This window comes from Paenibacillus sp. EPM92 (assembly GCF_016586185.1).
GTDB lineage: Bacteria > Bacillota > Bacilli > Paenibacillales > NBRC-103111 > Paenibacillus_G > Paenibacillus_G validus.
The window spans coordinates 52,947-72,920 of the sequence record NZ_BCPS01000025.1; the positions used below are offsets into that span (position 1 = coordinate 52,947).

The window sequence follows — 19,974 nt, forward strand, 5'->3', positions numbered from 1 at the left end:
CGATAAACGAAAACGTACAATGATACGCGGAGGGGGATCCAGATGAGCAAAATTATCGTCCGCGGCGGCAAGAAATTATCAGGCAGAGTGCGAATTCACGGCGCCAAGAATGCCGTGCTGCCGATTATCGCAGCCTCTTTACTGGGAATGGAAGGGGAGAGCGTCATCCATGATGCGCCTCCTTTGGATGACGTCTTGGTGATCAATAAGGTGCTTGAGAGTTTGGGCGTTGAAGTTGAATATAAACAGGAATCCATTCGCATCAATGCCGTCCGTCTTCAAACGTGTGAAGCTTCATATGAACTGGTGCGTAAAATGCGCGCTTCCTTCCTCGTCATGGGGCCGCTGCTGGCGCGGATGGGCCAAGCAAGAATTTCGCTGCCCGGCGGCTGCGCGATCGGAACCAGGCCGATCGATCAGCATCTGAAAGGATTCGAGGCCATGGGTGCGGAGATCGAGCTCGGCCAAGGGTACATTGAAGCGCGGATTAACGGCAGACTGAAGGGCGCCAAAATTTACTTGGACGTTGCGAGCGTTGGGGCGACCGAGAACATCATGATGGCGGCCACGCTTGCCGAAGGCACGACGCTGATCGAGAATGCGGCCAAGGAGCCTGAAATTGTAGACCTCGCCAATTATTTGAACGCCATGGGGGCCACGATTCGGGGAGCCGGAACGGGAACCATTCGCATCGACGGCGTTGAACGGCTGAGAGGTGCTGTTCATACGGTCATTCCGGATCGGATCGAAGCAGGTACATATATGATTGCTGCCGCAATCACGAACAGCGACTTATACATTGAAGGCGCGATTGGCGATCATCTGCGCCCGGTTATCTCCAAGATGCAGGAAATGGGCGTTCAAATCGATGAAGACGAGAACGGGCTGCGCGTGTACACCACCGATCGGCCGCTTCGTGCAGTGGACGTGAAGACGCTGCCGTACCCGGGATTCCCGACCGACATGCAGTCGCAAATGATGGCGCTATTGTTAACCGCAGACGGTACCAGCCTCGTAACGGAAACGGTGTTCGAAAACCGCTTCATGCACGTGGAGCAGATGACGAACATGAACGCGCAGATTAAGGTAGAGGGCCGGACTGCCGTCGTTAGCGGCGGTGTGAAACTGCAGGGCGCGAAAGTATGCGCCACCGACCTGCGCGCCGGAGCGGCATTGATACTGGCGGCGCTGGCCGCCGAAGGCGATACCGAGATTACAGGCATTCACCATATCGACCGCGGGTATGTCGAGATTGCGGAGAAGCTCTCCCGGCTCGGGGCGGATATTAAACGGATGCCTATCGAATTGCCGGAAACGGAAAAGCAAAGGGAGCCTGATACCCTGCCGTTGTTTGTGGTGCAGCCGACTTTGGCTTGACCTATATTCATGACTGACGCGTGAACCGATTCTTTCAGGAAGAATCGGTTTTTTGCTGTGTCTGGGGGCGCTGTGCCGGCAGCTTTCCGGCCTTGAATCTTTCAATTCGCATGTGCGGAGGCGTCTCTTTCTTTAGGGTTCTATTCTATCTTTTGGCCTCATAAAATGAAAATACCTGCAGCACGGTTTAAGATGCAACAGAGGACGGAGGAGCGCGAGCCGATGATGAAGTACAAGCTTTCACGCACGCAGTCGAAATGGGCCCGCTGGTTCGCTTTGTGGTTGGCAGGTTTTTTATCTGTCATCGTGATCGTTCCTTGGCTGTTTGTACATACGCCCGGGGGAAAGCATGAATCGTCCCAAGCGGTCCGCCATGAAGGGAGCCCGCCCTCAGCTGAAGAAGCGGCCTCGATGCGGATTCCCGTCTACGTCAGCAGCAAACAAATGACCGATCGCATCGCGCTGGAAACTTACGTGCTTGGAGTTGTTGCCGCCGAGATGCCTGTCGAGTTCGAGCTGGAAGCGCTGAAGGCGCAGGCGATGGCTGCGCGCACGTATATCGTCCGCAGGGTGTTGAGCGGAGACAGGATCGAGGTCCCCGGCTCGGAGGCGGTGGTTACCGATACGACGGCGCATCAGGCCTATGTAAACGACGAGGAGCTAAGGCGCCGATGGGAGCCGGAGCTATATGCGACGAATATGGCCAAGCTGAGGCGGTCGGTCGAGGAGACGAAGGATATCGTGCTTACGTATGAGGGCCAGCCGATCGATGCGAGCTTCTTCTCTACCAGCAACGGGTACACGGAAAACTCGGAGGATTATTGGAACTTGAAATTGCCTTACCTGCGCAGCGTGGCGAGTCCTTGGGATGCGCAGCTATCGCCGCGCTACAAGGAAACCGTGACGTTCACGGACCGCGAGCTGCAGCGCAAGCTGGGACTTCCGGCAGCCGTACCGGTAACCGCCGGCGCGAAGACAGGGCTGAAAGTGATGGAGCGTAGCGCTGGTCATCGGATCAAGCGCCTGACTGTGGGCGGCAAATCTTTCACTGGCCGCGAGTTTCGCGAGAAACTAGGCTTGAACTCCAGCCAGTTCCAATGGAGCTATGCGAACGGGACATGGACATTTGTTACGTTCGGTTACGGTCACGGGGTCGGCATGAGCCAGTGGGGCGCCAACGGCATGGCGCGAGAAGGGCGGAAAGCGGAGGAGATCGTGAAGTATTTCTATACCGGCATCGACTTCGGCAAGGCCTCTACCTTATTGAAAGGAAAAAGTTTGTAAAAAGCTAGGTTTAGCCGCGTATAAATCTCGCAAATCCGGCAAGACTGGTTAGCGAGGTGATAATAGATGAATGATCAAAAGAAAGATGTACAAAAACAAGAAGCTCCTAAAAATATCGAAGGAGCGCAAGGCGGCAATACCTCATCCTGGAAAAGATTGCTCGGCAAAAAGTGGGTGTTTCCAGCAACGTACATGGCAGCAGCGGCAATCATCTTAACGTTAATGTGGGTGTACCAGGGTGCGGGCACGTTTAACTCCGACACCACGGTAGGGACTGACCCCGCAAAGACCGGGACCGTTACGGATAACGTATCCGGTTCTGACGCTGTCGCTACATCCGCAAAGCAAGAAACGTTGCAATGGCCGTTTAAAGACCGCAATGAGCTGGAAGTGATTCTCCCGTTCTTCGACAACAAAGCTTCGAACGAAGTGAGACAAGCGGCGATGGTGGAATACGGCGATACGTTCACTCCGCACATGGGAATGGATTTTGCCAAACATGACAACACAGCGTTTGACGTCATGGCCGTGATGAGCGGCAAGGTAACCGCGGTGCAGAAAGATCCGATCGTCGGCAACCTCATTGAGATTACGCACAGCAACGGTCTCGTATCGGTGTACCAAAGCCTGGCGGACGTGAAGGTCGCGAAAGACACGGAAGTGAAGAAAGGCGATGTCATCGCGATGGCGGGACGCAACGAACTTGAGAAAGAGCAAGGCGTACATCTTCACTTTGAGCTTCGCCAAGGTCAAGGCGGTCCGGCCTTGAATCCGGAGCAGCATATCGTTCAACCATAAGGAATGCAGGGGGACTTGAACCCCCTGCTTTTTTTTTCGGAACGCTTGTCCGGGGGCTTCGCCGGCTCGTCCTTGAAAATAATTGTACATTCTAAGCTTGTCACAACCGTGAAACAAAGAATATAAGCGAACACCCCTCATATAATGTACCAAACTAACTCGAGTAGGGAGGCGAGGGGAGTGCACGATTACATCAAGGAGCGAACCATTAAGATCGGCCGTTGCCTGGTGGAAACCAAGCATACGGTTCGCACAATAGCCAAGGAGTTCGGTGTTTCCAAGAGCACGGTGCACAAGGATCTCACGGAGCGTCTGCCGGAAATCAATCCGGAGCTTGCCAATCAGGTCAAGCACATTCTGGAGTACCACAAGTCGATCCGTCACCTGCGCGGGGGAGAAGCGACGAAAATCAAGTATCGCAAAACGCGCAGCCCGAAATCGCAAGATAAGCTTGTGACGGTAAAGTAAACGCTCCCGGCGCGACGCGCCGAGGTGGGAAACCGCTGTACGGGCGAAGCCGAGTCACTGTCCTCTCTCCCGAACCAGCCCGCCCGTGAAGCGAGATTTGTCGAAAAACCATTTGCAAAAAAGAGGAATTTCCGATTTAACGTCGAAATTAAATAGGAAACGTATATCATTCGTAGTGCCGCTTCTATTAATGAAGGATGGACGGTTGGTTAGGGAGGATAAGATTGGAATGTTAAGTAAGGATATCGGCATAGATCTGGGGACCGCTAACGTCCTGATTCATGTGAAAGGTCGGGGCGTGGTCCTGGATGAACCGTCCGTTGTCGCGATTGAAAGCGAGACAAAACGGGTGCTCGCCGTCGGCGAAGAGGCCCGCCGCATGGTGGGGCGGACGCCGGGTAACATCGTCGCCATTCGTCCGTTGAGAGACGGTGTTATCGCCGATTTCGAAATAACGGAAATGATGTTGAAGTACTTCATTCAAAAAGTTGGCGGAAGAAAGTGGTACAGCCATCCCCGCATTCTGATCTGCGCCCCGACGAACATTACGTCCGTCGAGCAGAAGGCCATACGGGAAGCTGCCGAGCGGAGCGGGGCGCGGGAGGTTTTTCTGGAGGAAGAACCCAAGGCTGCGGCGATCGGCGCCGGCATGGATATTTTTCAGCCGAGCGGCAACATGGTCGTCGATATCGGGGGAGGGACTACGGACGTCGCCGTGTTGTCTATGGGCGACATCGTCACCTCCTCCTCCATCAAGATCGCGGGGGACAAGTTCGACTCTTCCATCATGAAATATATTAAAAGCAAGTACAAGCTCCTGATCGGTGAACGGACAAGCGAGGATATCAAGATTAAGGTTGGAACGGTACATCCGGACGGCAAACGGGAAGAGATGGATATTCGCGGGCGGGATATGGTAAGCGGGCTGCCGTTGACCATTACCATCGACTCGAAGGAAATCCAGGAGGCGTTGTGGGAACCGGTATCCTCTATCGTAACGGCTGCGAAGACCGTATTGGAACGGACGCCGCCGGAGCTGTCGGCGGACATCATCGACCGTGGCGTCATCTTAACCGGCGGCGGGGCCATGCTGCATGGTATCGATCAATTGCTGGCGGACGAGCTCAAGGTCCCGGTTCTGATTGCCGAAGACCCGATGCACTGCGTCGTCGAAGGGACAGGCATCATGCTCGACAACCTGGATAAAGTAACCAAGCGTAAATTCTAGGGAGGTACGGACCCCGATGTTAAGAGGCTTGTATACCGCTGCTTCCGGCATGATCGCCCAGCAGCGCAAGCATGATATCGTGACGAACAACATCGCCAATATCAATACGCCAGGCTTTAAGGGTGGGACAGGTATCAACCGCTCTTTCCCCGAGCTGCTTATTGCTCGGGTGCGCAGCGGTAAGGACGAGCCCGGTTCAGCTACGGTCGGCCGGATCAACACCGGCGTCATGGCTGAAGAGAACGTCTCTCTTCATGCGCAAGGGGATGTGCAGGAGACGAATAATCCGTTCGATTTTGCGCTTGTTTCGAACATTGTAGTGCCCGGGGCCACGTTCGACAGCTCGGGTAAATATGTCGATGAGAACGGACAACGCATCATTCAACCGCAGGCGTTCTTCACGATTCTGAATGCCGAGGGAGAGGAACGGTACTCGCTGAACGGGAAGTTCTCGCTGGATGCGAACGGGCAAATGATCGATTCCGAGGGTCATCGGGTGCTTGGCCGCGACGGTCAGCCTATCGTGCTGGTAGAGCCGGGGACCCGGACCCCGATCACGAACTTTCGCATCACGCAAACGGGCATATTTACGAACGTCGACGGACAACCCATTGCCGGGGAGAACGGAGACCCGATGGCGATGATGATTATGCGTATCGAGAATCCGAATGAACTGGTTCGCGAAGGGAACGGTCTGTATCGGTTAAGCAATCCCGATGAAGGCGGGTTCCGCCCGATAGATGCCGCCGACCAGGTCGAAGTGCGGCAAGGGTACGTGGAGCGTTCTAACGTCGACGCCGGTCAGTCCATGATCGACATGATGTCGGCATTGCGTGCGTATGAAGCGAACCAGAAGATGGTCCAATTTTATGATAAAAGCATGGAAAAAGCGGTTAACGAGATCGGGCGAATCTAGGATCCGCTGGACCTCCGCTTCCGGTTGGAGCCGGGCCTGACGCTTGATACGATTCAGGAGGATCACACATGAACAACTCGATGATTAATTCATCTGTTAGTATGCGTTCGATTCAGCAAAAGCTCGACTTGATCGCCAACAACATCGCCAACGTAAATACGACAGGCTATAAGCGCAAAGAAGCGTCCTTTCAGGACGTGCTTACTAGCGTGAAGCAGCAGCCCGGCAGCTTCCAGAAGGAAGGCCGTTTGACGCCGCTCGGCTATAATCAAGGCTGGGGGAGCAAGCTGGTTGAAGCGCATGTGAACATGGAGCAGGGCTCGCTGCAGGCGACGGACAACCCGCTGGATTTCGCGATCGAAGGCAATGGCTTGTTTGAGATCGCCGAGGTGACGCTCGATACGACTAACGTCCCGGTGACCACGACGCATTGGACGCGCAATGGGGCATTCGAAATTTCGCCTTCGATCGATCCTGAAGATCCGGACGGTTACTTGACGACCAAAGACGGGCATTACATCGTCGGCGCGGATAATAACCCGATTCGGGTGCCGAACAGCCACCGCATAGACGTTCAGCCGAATGGCGTAGTCTTGGCTTATAACGAAGTGGACAAGACCGCTATGCCGATCGAGATAGGACAGATCAAGACGGTTCGCGTCGTTCGCCCGCAGCTGCTTCAGCAAGTCGGCGATAACCTGTATGGCTTAGCGGCCGACATCACGCCTCAGCAGCGGGAAGAAATTTTACAGACGGTCACCGCAGATAACAACAACATCGACCCGATCACGGTACGGCAAGGATTTATTGAGCAATCCAATGTCCGGTTAGCGGACGAAATGACCGAGCTGCTGACGATTCAGCGCACCTTCACCTTGAATTCTCGCGCGGTGACCTCAGCGGATCAAATGACGAATCTGGCCAACAATTTGCGCGTATAAGGGCCATACGTAAAGTGAGGTAGGGCGCTTGAGCGATAACCGACAAAAGGCGACGCCCCCCACGAAACGATGGAAAAAAATAGTCATCGGCCTCATCCGATGGACTTGGATACCGATCGTATGCGTGGTGGCGCTTTTCATAGGACTTTCGATAGGGTATGTGTATATAGGCAAGCAGCCAATGAGCGAAGTGTTTGATTTGGCCACCTGGCGTCATTTGTTCGACCTGATTTTTGCTAGTACATAAAACGGCGTGATGATTACGAAGACTCCCGATATGGGAGTTTTATTTTTTAGGTGATAAAGGTATAATGAATGGAATGGGAACACCAAGGCCTGATTGCTCATAGGGGGAACGAGTGTTGTGTGGAATTTGCCCAATGTTTTGACGCTATCCCGCTTTCTGCTGATTCCCGTTTATTGGTTTGTATTTGAGGCTGGATTCGTCAAAAGCGCTTTTTTTGTGCTGCTCGCCGCCGGTTTGACCGATGTATTGGACGGGTATATCGCCCGGAAGAACAACCTCGTAACACCTATCGGGAGCATGCTCGATCCGCTGGCCGACAAGGCGATGCTGATTGCGGTGATTTTATCGCTCGTTCTGTCCCATATGATTTCATGGGAGGCGGCGTTGGCGATGTTTTTACGGGATGCGGGTATGATCATTGGATCGGCCGTCTCTCACTTCCGCGGGAAGAAGACGGTGCCGGCGAACGCAATGGGTAAGCTGACGACGGTATTGTACTACTTGGCCATCCTGATGATTGTCTTTGAGCTGCCGTATGCGCAAGCCTATTTGTGGTTTGTGATCGTCGTTTCCCTCGTAACCTCGATCATCTACATCCTGCAGTTCAACTTGTTAAATAAACGAAGCGTCAGCTCATGACATCGCTGCTTTTCAATATAAAGAGCTTATGTACGGGTTTGCTGCTTGCGCCGTAAACCTTAACATAAGCTCCCTTATATCAACCTTCATTACTGCAGATCATGAAGGGGACATCCGTTAGGGTATGTCGAACCTCGAATTATTATCCGAATGAACCGAAAATCGCTATGGAAGGAGCATCATCATGTTGAACGCCGAACAAGTGCAAGCTATTATTCCCCATCGGTACCCGTTCCTATTGGTAGATCGAATTTTGGAGGTCGAAGCCGGAGTTCGAGCTGTCGGTCTTAAGAACGTCACGATCAACGAACCGTTCTTTCAAGGTCATTTCCCGGGATATCCGGTCATGCCGGGCGTCCTTATTACGGAAGCGCTCGCTCAAGTCGGGGCTGTCGCCTTATTGCAAGCCGAAGCGAACCGAGGTAAAATCGGACTGCTTGCCGGCGTGGACGGCTTCCGTTTTCGGGATCAGGTGAAACCGGGGGACACGCTGCTGCTGGAGGTTGTCATTACCCGAATGAAGGGTGCGGTCGGCAAAGGGCAGGCAACCGCAAAGGTAGGGGATCGCGTGGTCGCGGAAGGTGAAATCATGTTCGCGCTAGCCGATAAAAATTGAGACCGATCATACTTTACATACATCGAATACATGGGTAGAGGGAGATGGGAGAACATGAGTACACAGACACGCGTACAGGAACAGTATGAATTGTGGTTGAACGATCAAGCGATTGACCAAGCAACGAAAGAGGAGCTTCGCTCCATTTCGGAAGACGCCAAAGAAATCGAAGATCGATTCTATCGCGATCTGGAGTTCGGAACTGGGGGACTTCGCGGTGTCATCGGTGCGGGAACGAACCGGATGAACGCGTACACGGTCGCTAGGGCTACGCAGGGGTTGGCGCAATTTTTGTTGAAGTCGGACGCGGCTGCGCCTTCGGTTGTGATTGCTTATGACTCCCGGAATCAATCACCGGAGTTTGCGCTTGAAGCGGCGAAAGTGCTGGCCGGCAACGGGATCAAAGCGTACGTGTTCGAATCGCTCCGTACGACGCCGGAGCTTTCGTTCGCGGTCCGGTACCTGAAGGCCGACGCTGGGATCGTTATTACGGCCAGCCACAACCCGCCGGAATATAACGGCTATAAAGTATACGGCAACGACGGAGGACAGCTCGTCCCGGATCAGGCGGAACAAGTGATTGCCGAGATTCGCGGCGTTCAATCTTTCGCCGACGTGCTGCGCTTGTCCAGAGCGGAAGCGGAAAGACAAGGTCTCCTTCGATGGATCGGCGACGACGTCGACGCGGCGTATATTCGCGCCGTTACGTCGGTTAGCCTGAATCCGGAGCTTGTGCAGCGGATCAGCGATGATTTCCGCATTGTCTTTACGCCACTGCATGGGGCGGGCAACCTGTCAGTGCGTGCGGCGCTGGCCACCATCGGATTCAGCCAAGTGCATGTGGTGTCTGAGCAGGAGCTGCCGGATGCGAACTTCTCCACCGTGAAATCGCCGAATCCGGAAGAGCGCGAAGCGTTCACGCTGGCCATCCGGGAAGCGAAGAAAATTAACGCCGACATTATTATCGGCACGGACCCGGACTGCGACCGGATGGGGGCCGTTGTGAAGGACGCGCAAGGCGAATATTTCGTCTTATCGGGCAACCAATCGGGTGCGATTATGGTCGATTACCTGCTGCGGAGCCTGCAAGAGCGAGGCGAGCTGCCGGCGAACGGCGTTGTCGTCAAAACCATCGTGACGAGCGAGATGGGTGCGGTTGTCGCGCAAAACTATGGTACCCAAGTCGTAAACACGCTAACGGGATTCAAGTACATCGGCGAAAAAATGACGCAATACGAACGGACAGGCGAGGCGCAGTTCTTGTTCGGTTACGAGGAGAGCTACGGTTACCTCGCGGGTACGTATGCGCGCGATAAGGATGCGGTCATCGCGTCCATGCTGATTTGTGAAGCGGCCGCTTATTACAAGAGTCAAGGAAAGACGCTATACGACGTGCTGCAGGAGCTTTACGGCAAGTACGGTTATTTCTTGGAGAAATTGGAGTCCCGTACCTTGAAGGGTAAAGACGGCGTAGAGAAAATCCAGTCGATTATGCAGGATTGGCGCGCGAATGCACCGGTCGAGCTCAACGGACTGCAGGTCGTGAAGGTCGAAGACTTCTCTCAAGGGCTGTACGGGCTGCCGGTAGAGAACGTCCTGAAGTATACGCTCGAGGACGATTCCTGGTTTTGCCTGCGTCCGTCGGGGACCGAGCCGAAAATTAAAGTGTATTTCGCCGTTCGCGGAACTTCCGGCGAGGGCGCTGCGAGTGCCATTCAAGGTCTCGTTCAAACCGTAATGTCCCGCGTCGATCAATTTCATTGATATAATTTGGGAGCTGACAGCGTGAAGGAAAGGTATTTGCGATTCAATCAACTGGCGATGAAAGGTTTGTGGTGGCTGGTCATCCTCGGGATGATGGCCTCCCTTCCCGTGGCGTATGAACGACATCAGACGGAGCAGGGATCAGGACGAAATGTAGAAGTCGTCTTCGACTATCGGGATTTGCTTGAAATATCCGATACGCAGCCCGATCCCCGCAGGTTTATCGAAGAACAATTGAAGCTTCTTGGGCAGCATGGCGTTCGCTCGCTTGCGGTGTATGAATCGACATTGAACGAGCTGAAGCTGGGCCGCCGTATCGAAGTATTCTCTTCCCACGAAGCGACTGCGCTGACCCAAACGCCGATTTCTCCGAATGAGAATTTTACGTACATTTTATTCACGGAGAAGGAATCGGTCGGGCAGCTGCAGCAAACCATCACGGAAGCGTTCAGTGCGCAGAATGTGAAGCTTCGTCCGTGGAGCTACAAGAATCAACCGGGCATGATCATTGAGATGGGCATGGAAGAAGCGCTCATGCAAACGATGGACCCGGACTTGACCACGATGAAGAAGTTGAAAGATCAAGGGTTCTCGTTAGTCGTTCGGATGTCGAATCGCCGGCCTTTCCAAACGAACCCGATGGACAAGCTGCTGGGCGAGCTTCAGAAGCTCGGCGTCAAGTGGTTTATCGTAGACGGGGATGCGGTTCCTGGCTTTGTCAGTGCGGAAGATACGGTGAATTTGGATAAAATGGGCGAGATGATGCGCAAACATCGCATCGGTTTAGCCGCCATTGAAATGCAGAAGACGCCGCAAAAGGGCTTTAATGGACTGGCGAAGCGTATTCATCACAATGTCGTTCGCCTGCACTCCTTTACAGAAACGGACTCGACCAAGCTGACCGAGAACATTACGCCGGAAGAGATGGACGGACGGATTCAAGGCGTAGCTGACCGGTTGGTCCTGGCTGTGAAGGATCGCAACATTCGCATGATCTTTCTAAATGCGCGAGCCGTGAAGAGTGCTGAGAAAGGCAAGATCGTCAATCCTCTGGATGCCATGTATCAGGCGCTCGACAGGCAAGAAGACGGCGCGCTTCCGCGCATAGAGGCCGCCGGGTATAAATTCGGAACGGCGCAGAGCTTCCAGCTCGTCCACTCGAGTTGGCAGACGGTGGCCAAGCTTCTCTTGTGGCTTGGAGCGGTCGCGCTTATTGCGCTTACGATATCGTATTTTATTCCGGAGATTGCCTTAGCGGTATTTGTGCTTGGCATGATCGGATCGGCCGGACTGTTCGTGCTGAGCTCAAGCTTGTTTGCACAAGCCTTGGCGCTGGGGGCCGGAACGTGTGCGTCTTCGCTGGCCATCATGTTCGCACTCCAAGCGGCCCGGCGCCGGCGGGAGAAGCCGGTAGGGTCGCGTCTGGGTTTTGCGATAGGACTGCTGCTGCGCTCGTCGCTTATCTCGGTTATCGGGCTGTTGTTTATCGTCGGCTTGCTTAACCAAATTACGTATATGCTTGTACTGGAACAATTCCGCGGAGTCAGCCTGCTTCATCTGGCGCCAATCGCTATCGTGGGCATTTACTGGCTGCTCTTCCTGGAACCGATGAATTACAGGGAACGAATCAAGCGGACTCGGGCACTGTTATCCAAACATATCAGCGTGCTGTGGATCATCGCCGCCGCGCTGGTGGCTGCGGCCGGATTTTATTACTTATCCCGGACCGGGAATGAAGGCCAGGCGTCGGCCTTCGAGCGATACTTCCGCTCGTTCCTGGAGAACACGCTGGGCGTGCGTCCGCGTACCAAGGAATTCCTGATCGCGCATCCGCTCTTCTTATTAGGCGCTTATTTAAGCTATAAATACAGGAACGCGTTGATTCTGATCATGATCGGAGTCATCGGACAAGCGTCGATCGTCGATACGTTCGCGCATCTGCATACACCGCTTGTCATTTCCTCCATCCGTGTCGTATACGGGCTTGCGTTCGGCACCTTGATCGGGCTCGTTCTGATCGCGGTTTGGGAGATTGTTGTAAGGAGTTGGCGTCGTTGGGTACCCCGGTTAAACGAATCGTAATATCCGGCTACTACGGATTTAACAACAGTGGCGACGAAGCGGTGCTTCAATCGATTTTGCTTGCTTTGCAGGAACAAGGAGAACGACAGGGTGTGCGCCTGACCCCTGTCGTTTTGTCCGTCAATCCGGAATGGACCTCGAACACATACGGCGTGGAAGCCGTCCACCGTATGAGGATTCGTGACGTCTGGGGGGCTTTGCGCAGCGCCGATGGACTCATTAGCGGCGGCGGAAGCTTGCTGCAGGATGAAACGAGTCCGAAGACGATCCCTTACTATATCGCCGTTATCCGACTGGCCCAGTGGCTGGGCAAACCTGTGTTTATTTACGCGCAAGGCATCGGACCGGTTCACCGCAAGCTGTTCTATGGCTGGATTCGTTCCGCTTTCCGGCGTTCCGAGGCGATCACCGTGCGGGATGAGGAGTCCAAAGCACTGCTTGGCCGGATGGGAATTAGCGCGTCCAGCGTCGATGTCGTACCGGATCCGGTTATGGGGCTGTCGCTTCGCGGCGGCGGGCAACCGACTGAAACCAGGTCGCTCGCTGCGAATCCTGTAATTGGCGTTTCCGTCCGATTCTGGAACGAAGACCGATCCGAGCTGCACGCGGCAGCGGATGCGCTTAGAACGGTGTTGGAGCGAAGCGGGGCCAGCATTCGTTTTCTGCCGTTCCATCTGCCGGCGGACGAACAAGCCTCCTTGTATGTGCAAGACCTTCTAGGGGAAATCTATAAACACCGGATTTCGGTTGTCCGGAATGTCACGCATCCGCAGGATATGCTGGCGGAAGTGGCCTCCTGCGACATACTTCTCGGTATGAGGCTGCACGCCTTGATTTATGCGGCAGGCCGGTCCGTCCCGATGGTCGGGCTGTCCTACGATCCGAAGATCGATCAGTTCCTGAATCGACTCGGTATGAAATCGGCCGCGAATACGAAACAACCGAACGCGGACGCTTTAGCCGCGGAGATGCTTCGCCTTTTATCTGAGCGCGAGGCCTGGCGGCGGGAGAAGCAGCCAGCGATCGAGCGCTTGAAACAAGAAGCCCAACGTCCGGCTGAACGAATCGCTGCATTTTATGCGAAAGGACGTGGGAACGTATGAGTTTTCCCAAAGTGACCATATTCGGCGTGCCGATCTCTAAGATGAATATGAAGGAAACGGTCGCCTACTTAACGAAGATCATTGAGACGGGCAAGCCGCATCAAATTATTACCGCGAATCCGATCATGGTCATGACCGCACTGGAAGACCCGCGTTATATGACGATGATGAAGCAAGCCGAGCTTGTCGTTCCGGACGGAGCGGGCGTTGTATGGGCCGCAGGGTATGTGGGCAATCCGGTGGCTGAGCGCGTGGCGGGTTACGACCTGATGCATGAGCTCATGAAATTAGGCGAAACCCGCGGCTGGAAAGTATATATGGTCGGGGCTTCTCCGGATATTATAGAGGCGGCGGCCAATCGTTTGAAGCAGCTGTATCCGGCTCTGCAGTTGGTAGGCTTCAGGGACGGGTATTTTGGTGAAAAAGAGGACAGCCGCGTTATCGAGGCGATTCGGGCGCTCTCTCCCGACATCCTGCTCGTCGGACGTTCGGCGGATAAACAGGAGCCATGGATCGCGCAGCACAAAGAAGAGTTGGGCGTTCCGGTCATTATGGGCGTCGGCGGAAGCTTTGACGTCTTGTCCGGGAAGCTGAAGCGGGCGCCGGTCTTCTTCCAAAAGCTGCGCCTCGAATGGTTTTATCGCTTACTGCAGGAGCCGTGGCGGTACAAAAGGATGCTTGTTCTGCCGAAATTCGCTCTGAAAGTGATTCGCGAGAAGGAAACGGTGCAGAAACCTTGAATAAGCTATGAAAACATCCTGAAAACGCCCAAATTCACAAAAAATGCGTATGGAGTTTCTCCGGCCGCACGAGTATAATTTGAAGTGTTTGGGGTTTTCATAGAAAAAGGGGTTGTGACCATACAAATGACTTGGTTATACGTAATCGGTTTTGCCGTAGCTATGCTGATCGCGCTGCTGATGACACCGCTGGTGAAACGATTTGCCTTTTGGGTAGGAGCCGTCGATGCGCCGAATCACCGCAAGGTACATAGCCGTATCATGCCGCGTTTGGGCGGACTGGCGATTTTCATCGCATTCGTTGCCGCTTACTTCGTTGTATCGCCTGCGATGGACGCGCTGAAATCGGACGTCGTTTTTGGCCTATTGGTGGGTGGAGCGATCGTCGTCGTGATCGGAGCGTTGGACGACCGCTTTGATTTATCGCCAAAGCTTAAGCTGCTCGGACAAATTTTGGCCGCAAGCGTTGTCGTTTATTCCGGCGTTGTAATCGATCTTGTCAACGTGCCGTTCGGCGACGGTGTTATTTCGCTCGAATGGTTGGCGGTGCCGTTAACGATCTTCTGGATCGTTGGCGTGACCAATGCGATCAATCTCATCGACGGTCTGGACGGTTTGTCCGCCGGCGTATCGGGAATCGCAACCTGCACGATACTTGTACTCGCCTTGATGATGGGGAATGTGACCGTGGTCTTGCTGTGTGCGGTCTTGCTAGGAAGCATCGGGGGATTCTTGTTCTACAACTTCCATCCGGCAAAAATTTTCATGGGCGATTCCGGCGCGTTGTTCCTCGGGTTTACGCTAGCTACGTTGTCCGTTCTGGGCTTTAAGCAAGCGACGGTCGTTTCACTGCTTGTACCGATCATGATTCTTGGCGTGCCATTGTCCGATACGTTCTTTGCCATTATGCGTCGCTGGGTGAACAACCTGCCCATTTCTGTCGCGGACAAAAGTCATTTGCATCACTGCCTGCTGCAGTTAGGATTCAGTCATCGCACAACGGTGCTGATCATTTACGGGATCTCCTTAGTGTTCGGAACGTCGGCGGTACTGCTTTCTTATATGTCCCAGCAGCAAACGCTGTGGGGAACGGTATTGCTCGTCACTGTGCTTCTGTGTATCTTGGTGTTAGGCGCGGAAGCGATAGGGATTATTAGTAAGACAAAGAAGCCGGTTCTTCAGTTCTTGAACAAAGCCATGAAGACAATGCAATTGAATACGAAATCTCGAAATAATTAATTTTAATTCCTTAGCGAATCCCAGGCCTTCCGCGGCTTGGGATTTTTTTGTAGTTGGAATTTCAGCGCAAACCTAAATTTTTCTGCTTCTTTAACCGATAAGTAAAGTACATGAGACTTTATACAGGGTTAGTGTGTCTAACCATGTAGAAATGCGTTGGAAGGAGGCACTTTCGGAACTGCTCAGACGTTCGTTATTACGTACCCATGCTTTGAATAACCAACATAACCATAAGCAAGCAAGGAGGAGATCAACTTGAAACGCCAGAACAACCGTGCGTTATCCGCATTACTTATTTTCGCCATGCTGCTAACGCTCTGGACGCCTCTTTCGGTAAGTGCGGCTGCGGTTTCCATCACCATCTCAAATTTGAATAACGTGTCGGCTCCGGTATCGGCGACTGACGATACCCCAAGCTCGGCGGCTACGGTGGATACGTTTACGACGAATCCCGTCACGGTGAGCGCCACTATTGCCGGAATACCGGATAACCAAGTCGCAGGCATTTACCTTCGGATTACGAATACGACAACGAAGAAGGTAACGGAAGACAAAGCCATTAAACCCGTTCAAAACGGCAGCGAAATTACATTTAATAATATTATGCTGTCGCAAGGCTTGAATAAAATCGAGATGAAACACGATTCCTTCGGATATACTTCCGTACCAGGGTGGGCGAACTTCTCGGCGGCCTTGTCGATCAGTGACCTGAAATTGAACGATCAACAGCTTAACGACAACTCAACGGTGAAGAGAGCCGGTACGCTTGAGGCCATCACAGGTACAGCGACGAATGCCGATGAAATCGTCGTTTATTTGAATGGTACGGCGTATTATCCGGCCAGCTTTTCGCGCAACAAATTTACTTTTTATTTTAATACCGGGCGGATCAGCGACATGAATCTGGAAGCCGGTAATAACGAGCTTACTTTTGTTTCGAAGCAAGGCAACAATACGTACTCGTTAACTCGCAAGTTCTTATATGATGACGGCAAGGCCTATCCATATGACGCAGTCATTAAAGGATTGGGCGCAGCCACCTCCCCGTTAGAGCTGCTCTATCGTCCGACGATTGAAACCAACAACGTCAGTGACGTCGAACTTCGTTTGAAGCTGAAGTCCAATGTAACAACGTCTGTATACCAATACGAGTATGCCGATTTGTACATATCCGGTACGGCAGGGAAATATACTGTCCGTTATGATTTTGCGTCGAACGGGTTTACCAGTACGGGGACCGATCCCGATTTGAACAATGATACGGCGGGTGTGAACACGTTTCATTCGGAGACGCCGGATGGCCCCGATTTTTCCATTCATGATATAACCGTACAGTTGCCTGTCGCGACAGGAAGCTCCAACCAGATTTTTGAGGTTAATTATGTCGATGCCGATAACCGTCTTCCTTCTTTTAAAAGACAGTTCTTTTTCGATTTTGTTGATAAAGACCAACCGTATATTAATCAAGACGTGCAATTGTTTGTAGATGCGACGAAGACGGTTGCGCTGAACAAGCCGAACGGATTCACGCAAATCACCCGATTTCCAGCAAAATTGAAGGTCCTGACCAACAACTCGGCGGGTGTCCTGGTGAAAATCAACGGCCAGCCGTATGACGATATGGACGCGGCCACAGCCAATACAGGCGGCATCTATCCGGTTACTGCTGTAACTCCGGCTGCACCGGCGACTCATACCGGGGAGATGACGGTGACATTACAAGGAATTCCGGACGGATCCGCTCTTCTGGAAGTTGTTCCGTGCGCGGACGCCACATGCTCGGCACCAAGACTGGCTTCGACGAAAACCTATAATCTGCAAATCTCCTCTTCGCCGTTGCTGCTCTTGGACAACGTTTATAACGGTATGGTGATTACAGGTAAGGATCAACTGAAATGTACGGCCGCGGCTATGCTGGGGCAGGTGTGTATTTCCGGACGTATTATTAATAAAGCCTCGGCAACGATGGAGGCGACCCTTAATGGAGAGCCGTTAACGATAGACTATCCGAACAGCCCGGCTGACATTGAAACGTTCCGAATTTCCGGGGCGGGATTGAACGTCAACAACGTGCTCAACACCGACGGTAAAAAGACATTGACGTTCAAAGTGAAGGTCAATGGTCAAGAGGTTACATTCAAATACGAATTTTTCATTATTTCCGATAACGGTCCTACCATTACCTTGTTCGATCTGGACTACAATGTGAGCGATCCGCGCTTCGTCAAGAACGCTCAGAGCTACATTACGACAGCTACGCAGATTGATTTGATCGGTCGTGTCACGAACGGGTTGTCCCACAATGCTGTCATTGATGTAACCGTACAGCTGCCGGGCAAGTCGACGGAAATAGCGATAGCCAAAACCATTACGACCGTAACTCCGGCGAATGGAGATCCTGCGTATGACGATGTGCGCGTGAACGATTACACCTTTCCTGCAGATACCTACGGGGAGTTTATATTCAATTTGAGAGTCAAGGCTGCAAGCGGGTCCGAAGTGAAGCAGCAAATTCGTATTACGAAGGAACCGCAGCCTTACCGCATCATTGATCCGTTATCGCTGGGCAATTCTACGGGCTTCCAAGACCTTGTATTGATTAAAAACTCGGACGGCAAGGCGCAGCTGAATATCAACAAAAACTATCAGACGCTTCTGATTTATGCGGAGAAAGCAACACAAGTTCTCGTCGGCAAAGAAGAGGCGCTGGAGCAAAAGGCATATCCGGGCGTGTTCCGTTATGAAGTGACAAATTTAAAAGCAGGCAAAAACGAAATTAAATTCACTGTCGTACGCGGTACGAATCAACAGGCGGGTTCTATCGTGTTGAACAATACGAATACAGCTATTGAAGGTCTTCAATACAAAGCGAAAATGGGCACTTCGTTTAAAGTATTCGAGGGGGATGTCAGCTTAACGTTCCCTAAAGACACGAAACTGATTCGTAACGATCGTAATGATAAGTTCATTACATCCGAGCGGAGCCTTCTGTTTGCGATTGCCAGCACGGTTGACGGACGTGTCGAGAAAACAGAAACACCGGCGTTCAAAGATTTCTTGAATGAAACGACAGGACGGTTCAGACCGGCAAGTAAACGTTTCTGGATCGATGCCGGTACGATTGAGAATATTGCCGACGGCGATCCAAACAAAGAAGCGCTTATGACGCAAGCTTTGACCAAGGGCGGCGGCCGTTTGCCGACGGAACCGTCCGACATTAATTCAAGTGTAGGTCAATTCCAGAATCGCGATATCAATTATTTAGTCGTTCCAAGCAAACCGGGTACGCTTACTCTGAAATACGATGCCGTAATCCGTGACGATGCATGGCGTTATCTCACCGTGTATCAATATAATGTATTTGAGAATTTGAATGGGAGTCTCACGCCTTCAAGACCAAACGGAGAATGGCGCAATATCGGCGGCGTCGTGAATCCGAAGAACAACACGATTACCGTTCCGATCGATTCATTCGGCTACTTCCAGGTCATGTACATGGACAATGGTTTTGGCGATCTGGATACGGCTACGAACAAACACTGGGCGAAGCTTTATATTGAAGCTTTGTATTCCAAAGGCATTATGCGCAGCAAGGATACGGAACCGAACCGTTTCTTGCCGGATGAGTTTATTTCCCGGGGCGAATTCGTGCAGATGCTCGTTAATATCTTCGATCTGCCGTTAGAAAACCCGGATACACGTGTCGATACCGGGGATCGCACTTATAACGGCATGTTTATCGATGTTCCGCGCGGCAGCGACTTGAGAAGCGGCTTTGGCCTGTATGACTTTAAGCATATTGAAGCGGCTGCCCGTGCAGGTATTATTCGTGGCCAAGCCGGCAATATCTTCGGGCATGACCAATCGCTAACGCGGGCGCAAGCGGCTCTGATGATCGCAAGAGCGGCGGATTTGAAAATGAACTCCGATCTCACGAAAGCGTCCCAAGCGCTTCAGAAAGCTTATACCGACGGGGTTAACATTACGGATCCTGAGTTTGTGCCGGCTATTGAAGCTATCACGAAAGCAAAATTGATGGACGGAATTCCGAATGATTTGCTTGAGGGACAAAGCAAACAAACAGTCCGCTTCGACGCTGGCTCCAACATCACCAGAGCGCAAGCTGCAACTATCGCTTATCGTGTCCTGCAGCAGCAAAAGAAATTCCCGAAATAAGAAATCACGACAAGAAACTATCTTCGCTGCAAGCAGCTGCAGACGAAGATAGTTTCGTTACATACAAGGGATGTCCAATGAGTATGGTGTATGGAAAATACTAAGTAATGACGAAAGTGATATATCGCGATATACTAAGTTTCGTAAGTGAGCGGCACACGAAATGATAGATAAAAGTGAAGCGAAGCTTGCGGGTTAAAAAAAACGACAGAAAAACAAAAAAAGTTATTCGAGAGGCGCAACTTTTTAAAAAACCTTGCGTTTAATACAGTGAATCACGCAAGGAACAAGGAAAGAGCATTAAACATTGGATAATATTCACAAAATTTGCTCTTTACCTTTGGTCGCATGTCAGT

The 19,974-nt window shown here is 52.4% G+C and carries 16 protein-coding genes; all 16 read left to right on the forward strand.

The annotated features are described in order from the left end of the window. The first annotated feature begins 42 nt into the window (after positions 1–42). Positions 43–1,377 (forward strand): UDP-N-acetylglucosamine 1-carboxyvinyltransferase, encoded by a 1,335-nt coding sequence (gene murA / locus JMF85_RS04965; RefSeq protein ID WP_127609029.1) that lies wholly within the window; start codon positions 43–45, stop codon positions 1,375–1,377. A gap of 222 nt (positions 1,378–1,599) precedes the next feature. Continuing rightward, entirely contained in the window at positions 1,600–2,661 is a 1,062-nt protein-coding gene (gene spoIID, locus JMF85_RS04970) for a stage II sporulation protein D (protein ID WP_155615189.1), read from the forward strand. Between the two features lie 66 nt (positions 2,662–2,727). Then, a complete protein-coding gene (locus tag JMF85_RS04975) occupies positions 2,728–3,459 on the forward strand; it encodes a M23 family metallopeptidase (protein WP_155615190.1) in 732 nt (243 codons plus the stop codon). A 180-nt stretch (positions 3,460–3,639) separates the two neighbouring features. After that, the gene (gene spoIIID, locus JMF85_RS04980; protein WP_054796282.1) at positions 3,640–3,927 is read left to right on the forward strand and encodes a sporulation transcriptional regulator SpoIIID; all 288 of its coding nucleotides are present in this window, start codon (positions 3,640–3,642) and stop codon (positions 3,925–3,927) included. Between the two features lie 229 nt (positions 3,928–4,156). Then, positions 4,157–5,155: a rod shape-determining protein gene (mreB, locus tag JMF85_RS04985; RefSeq protein ID WP_201317839.1), complete on the forward strand. Its 999-nt coding sequence runs from the start codon at positions 4,157–4,159 to the stop codon at positions 5,153–5,155. A gap of 16 nt (positions 5,156–5,171) precedes the next feature. Next, on the forward strand, positions 5,172–6,071 hold the full coding sequence (locus tag JMF85_RS04990; protein ID WP_155615192.1) for a flagellar hook-basal body protein: 900 nt from the start codon (positions 5,172–5,174) through the stop codon (positions 6,069–6,071). Between the two features lie 68 nt (positions 6,072–6,139). Further along, entirely contained in the window at positions 6,140–7,012 is an 873-nt protein-coding gene (locus tag JMF85_RS04995) for a flagellar hook-basal body protein (protein ID WP_155615193.1), read from the forward strand. 127 nt (positions 7,013–7,139) lie between these two features. Then, positions 7,140–7,259, forward strand: coding sequence for a DNA-directed RNA polymerase subunit beta (locus tag JMF85_RS28620; protein ID WP_373423915.1), 120 nt, complete (start codon positions 7,140–7,142; stop codon positions 7,257–7,259). A 117-nt stretch (positions 7,260–7,376) separates the two neighbouring features. Further along, complete coding sequence (locus JMF85_RS05005; protein ID WP_141335939.1) at positions 7,377–7,898, forward strand: CDP-alcohol phosphatidyltransferase family protein; 522 nt, start codon at positions 7,377–7,379, stop codon at positions 7,896–7,898. 184 nt (positions 7,899–8,082) lie between these two features. Further along, positions 8,083–8,514 carry a 3-hydroxyacyl-ACP dehydratase FabZ gene (gene fabZ / locus JMF85_RS05010; protein WP_054796284.1) on the forward strand — a complete coding sequence of 144 codons (432 nt, stop codon included), beginning with the start codon at positions 8,083–8,085 and terminating at the stop codon, positions 8,512–8,514. A 54-nt stretch (positions 8,515–8,568) separates the two neighbouring features. Beyond that, the gene (locus JMF85_RS05015; RefSeq protein ID WP_155615195.1) at positions 8,569–10,278 is read left to right on the forward strand and encodes a phospho-sugar mutase; all 1,710 of its coding nucleotides are present in this window, start codon (positions 8,569–8,571) and stop codon (positions 10,276–10,278) included. A 21-nt stretch (positions 10,279–10,299) separates the two neighbouring features. Further along, a complete protein-coding gene (locus JMF85_RS05020; RefSeq protein ID WP_201317840.1) occupies positions 10,300–12,360 on the forward strand; it encodes a DUF5693 family protein in 2,061 nt (686 codons plus the stop codon). Next, positions 12,333–13,463 (forward strand): polysaccharide pyruvyl transferase CsaB, encoded by a 1,131-nt coding sequence (gene csaB / locus JMF85_RS05025; RefSeq protein WP_127609038.1) that lies wholly within the window; start codon positions 12,333–12,335, stop codon positions 13,461–13,463. The genes JMF85_RS05020 and csaB overlap by 28 nt, the downstream gene beginning before the upstream one ends. After that, positions 13,460–14,203, forward strand: a complete 744-nt coding sequence (locus JMF85_RS05030; protein ID WP_141335943.1) for a WecB/TagA/CpsF family glycosyltransferase — start codon at positions 13,460–13,462, stop codon at positions 14,201–14,203. The genes csaB and JMF85_RS05030 overlap by 4 nt, the downstream gene beginning before the upstream one ends. A 126-nt stretch (positions 14,204–14,329) precedes the next feature. Next, on the forward strand, positions 14,330–15,442 hold the full coding sequence (locus JMF85_RS05035; RefSeq protein ID WP_054796286.1) for an MraY family glycosyltransferase: 1,113 nt from the start codon (positions 14,330–14,332) through the stop codon (positions 15,440–15,442). Between the two features lie 255 nt (positions 15,443–15,697). Then, positions 15,698–19,618, forward strand: a complete 3,921-nt coding sequence (locus JMF85_RS05040; RefSeq protein ID WP_201317841.1) for an S-layer homology domain-containing protein — start codon at positions 15,698–15,700, stop codon at positions 19,616–19,618. Positions 19,619–19,974: the final 356 nt, after the last annotated feature.

Bases quoted from the DNA above. Each gene is read 5' to 3' on its own strand.
- murA (WP_127609029.1), top strand. From the start codon at position 43: ATGAGCAAAATTATCGTCCGCGGCGGCAAGAAATTATCAGGCAGAGTG.
- spoIID (WP_155615189.1), top strand. From the start codon at position 1,600: ATGATGAAGTACAAGCTTTCACGCACGCAGTCGAAATGGGCCCGCTGG.
- JMF85_RS04975 (WP_155615190.1), top strand. From the start codon at position 2,728: ATGAATGATCAAAAGAAAGATGTACAAAAACAAGAAGCTCCTAAAAAT.
- mreB (WP_201317839.1), top strand. From the start codon at position 4,157: ATGTTAAGTAAGGATATCGGCATAGATCTGGGGACCGCTAACGTCCTG.
- JMF85_RS04990 (WP_155615192.1), top strand. From the start codon at position 5,172: ATGTTAAGAGGCTTGTATACCGCTGCTTCCGGCATGATCGCCCAGCAG.
- JMF85_RS04995 (WP_155615193.1), top strand. From the start codon at position 6,140: ATGAACAACTCGATGATTAATTCATCTGTTAGTATGCGTTCGATTCAG.
- fabZ (WP_054796284.1), top strand. From the start codon at position 8,083: ATGTTGAACGCCGAACAAGTGCAAGCTATTATTCCCCATCGGTACCCG.
- JMF85_RS05015 (WP_155615195.1), top strand. From the start codon at position 8,569: ATGAGTACACAGACACGCGTACAGGAACAGTATGAATTGTGGTTGAAC.
- JMF85_RS05030 (WP_141335943.1), top strand. From the start codon at position 13,460: ATGAGTTTTCCCAAAGTGACCATATTCGGCGTGCCGATCTCTAAGATG.
- JMF85_RS05035 (WP_054796286.1), top strand. From the start codon at position 14,330: ATGACTTGGTTATACGTAATCGGTTTTGCCGTAGCTATGCTGATCGCG.